At 67.4% G+C, this 3,301-nt stretch carries 2 protein-coding genes; both read left to right on the top strand.

The genetic code is table 11. The annotated features are described in order from the left end of the window. Positions 1-1,224: glutamate-1-semialdehyde 2,1-aminomutase (locus tag SD626R_RS11370; protein ID WP_092566476.1), on the top strand; the 1,224-nt coding region annotated here is incomplete at its 5' end. A gap of 911 nt (positions 1,225-2,135) precedes the next feature. Continuing rightward, the coding region (locus SD626R_RS11365) for an argininosuccinate synthase (protein WP_092566475.1) at positions 2,136-3,301 on the top strand (1,166 nt) is incomplete at its 3' end.

Here is a 3,301-nt window from a genome sequence, read left to right as displayed (position 1 = left end):
GACGGCGGCCACGTGATCGACGCCGACGGCAACCGGTACGTCGACTGGGTGATGGGGTACGGACCGCTGCTGTACGGCCACGACCTGCCCGATCCGGTGGAGGCGGCGATCCAGTCGCACGTCGCGGAGGGGCCGATGTACGGCGCGCCGACGGAGATCGAGATCGAGCACGCCGAGTTCGTGGCACGCCACGTCCCGAGCGTCGAGTCGATCCGGTTCGTCAACTCGGGGACCGAGGCGACGGTGTCGGCGGTGCGGCTCGCGCGCGGCCACACCGACCGCGACAAGATCGTCGTCATGCAGGGAGGCTACCACGGCGCCCAGGAGTCGACGCTCGTCGAGGGGTCGCCGGGCGAGGCGCACCCCTCCACGGCGGGGATCCCCGAGGAGTTCGCGCAGCACACGCTTCCGATCCCGTTCAACGACCCGGAGGCGGCCAAGGCGGTGTTCGCGGAGCACGGCGACGAGATCGCCGCCGTCCTCGTCGAACCGATCCTCGCGAACATGGGGATCGTGGCGCCGATCGACGGTTACCACGAGACGCTCCGGGAGCTGTGTGACGACCACGGGTCGCTCCTGATCTTCGACGAGGTGATCACCGGGTTCCGCGTCGGCGGCCTCGGCTGCGCGCAGTCGAAGTTCGGCGTCACCCCTGACGTGACGACGTTCGGCAAGATCATCGGCGGCGGCTTCCCGGTCGGCGCGATCGGCGGGAAAGCCGAGATCATCGAGGGGTTCACGCCCGCGGGCGACGTGTTCCAGTCCGGCACCTTCTCGGGGCACCCGGTGACGATGGCCGCCGGGAAGGCGACCCTGGAGTACGCCGCCGAGAACGACGTGTACGAGCACGTCAACCGGCTCGGCCGGACGCTCCGTGAGGGGATCGCAGAGATCTGCGCGGAGCGCGCGCCCGAGTACACCGTCGTCGGCACCGACTCGATGTTCAAGACGGTGTTCACCCGCGAGGCCCCCGACGATATCGACGCCTGCTGTGCAGGGGGCTGCCGACAGAACGACGACTGCGCCCGGTACGACCACTGCCCGAAGACGGGCGCCGACGTCGCCGACGCCGCGACCGACCGGTGGGAGCGCGTGTTCTGGCAGGAGATGAAAGAGCAGGGGGTGTTCCTCACCGCGAACCAGTTCGAGTGCCAGTTCACCTCCTACGCGCACACGGAGGAGGACGTGGAGCGGACGCTAGAGGCGTACCGGGAAGCAATCTGACCGATAGCGGAAGTGAGTGCTGCAGGTCGGCACGATTCGATATCTAAACAGGCGTAGCGACGCGACGGTCACCTGTATATGACAGCTGCGGTGGCGCGTGCCTCCGAGCGGGCCATCGGCCCGCGAGGAGCACCGCGCGAGGTCGCCGGCGCTACGCGCCGGCTGCCAGAGGGACCTTCGGTCCCTCGCTGGACGCGGTGAGCGCTCGCAGAGCGCGAACCGCGAGGCTGGGGAGGTGTGAGGCTGCGGTGCTGTGTGGGGTGGGACTCAAACGAGCAGCCGCGAGGCGGGCGCAGGCGACGTAAGGACCGCAAGGAGGGAGCGAGAGCGACCGACTGAGGACCGCAGCGAGCGTGCGCCCGCCTCGCGGCTGGGGCTTTGGAGATGTTCTCTGCCGATCCGTGGTCATCCTCGTATCCCCGAGCGACTGGGGCTTTGGAAGTCCTCTCCGCAGAGTCGTCGATAACTTATAAACAGCCGACAGCAACACCATCCGCTCACGTATAAACAATCACTCAACCGTATCGATACGCCTACTCCCGCTATCGAACAGGTACGAGATATAGCGTCGGTGAAGCGGAAACAGCACGTATTCGCGGGCCAGTTGCGGAACGCTTTTATTCTGGAACGAAACTAGGTACTGGTAATGATCGCGGAGGCTCGTCCCGACGCCGCCCTCGTCCGAGGCCGACGAGCCCCGCGACCGCGACGAGGCGTCCGACCGCCGCGACCGGCTTCCGGCGCGGCGCGACGACGGGCCCCTTCGGGCCAGTAATCTTCATCCCTCGTCGCGTTCGCGCCGTTCCGTTCCGGAGAGTGACAGCTACGTTCCTCCGTAGCGTCGCCTTCGCCCTTTTGTTACAATATTTAAACCGACGAATTTAAGGGATAGAGTCCGTTCTACTCCGGTAATGGCAACCGTTGCACTCGCGTTCAGTGGAGGACTCGACACGACCGTCTGCGTGCCGCTCCTGAAAGAGGAGTACGGGTACGACGAGGTCATCGGCGTCAACGTCGACGTCGGGCAGCCGACCGAAGAGTTCGACGAGGCGGAGGAGACCGCCGAGGCGCTGGGGCTCGACCTCCACGTCGTCGACGCGAAAGAGGAGTTCGCGGAACTGTGCTTCGACGCGGTGAAGACGAACGCGACGTACCAGGGCTACCCGCTCGGGACCGCGCTCGCGCGCCCCGTCATCGCCGAGGCCATTCTGGGCGTCGCCGAGGAGGAGGGCTGTGACGCCATCGCGCACGGCTGCACCGGGAAGGGGAACGACCAGCTCCGGTTCGAGGCCGTCTGGCGCGGCTCGGACCTGGAGGTCATCGCCCCCGTGCGCGAGCTCGGCCTCACCCGCGAGTGGGAGATAGAGTACGCCGCGGAGAAGGACCTGCCCGTCGAGGCCGGCGACGGCGGCGTCTGGTCCATCGACGAGAACATCTGGTCGCGCGCGGTCGAGGGCGGGAAGCTGGAGAACCCGAACTACGAGCCGCCGGAGGACATCTACGAGTGGACCGCGGAGCCCGAGGGCGAGACCACCATCGAGGTCGCCTTCGAGGCGGGCGTCCCGGTCGCCGTCGACGGCGAACCGATGGACCCCGTCCCGCTCATCCAGCACCTCAACGAGTACGCCGGCGGCTACGGGATCGGCCGCACCGACGTGATGGAGGACCGCATGCTCGGGCTGAAGGTGCGCGAGAACTACGAGCACCCGGCCGCGACCGTCCTGCTGACGGCCCACCAGGCGCTCGAAGACCTCGTCCTCACGAAGAACGAGCGCTCGTTCAAGAAGGGGATCGAGCAGGAGTGGTCCGAGAAGGCGTACCAGGGCCTCGTCTTCGCCCCCGTCGTCGACGCGCTGAACGCGTTCGTCGACGAGACGCAGGACGTGGTGACGGGGACGGCGACCGTGAAGGTCTCGGGCGGCAACTGCCGCGTCGTCGCCCGCGACTCCGAGTACGCGGTGTACTCCGAGGAGATGGCCTCGTTCAACACCGAGGACGTGGCCGGCATCGCGCAGGAGGACGCCACGGGCGTCGCGAAGTACCACGGGCTCCAGGAGCGCCTCGCCAACGACGTGAA

Source organism: Halorubrum sp. SD626R (genome assembly GCF_001261915.1).
In the GTDB taxonomy this organism is placed as follows: Archaea; Halobacteriota; Halobacteria; order Halobacteriales; family Haloferacaceae; genus Halorubrum.
Note: the sequence above shows the minus strand (reverse complement) of the source record. Positions and strands in the feature narration are given on the sequence as shown.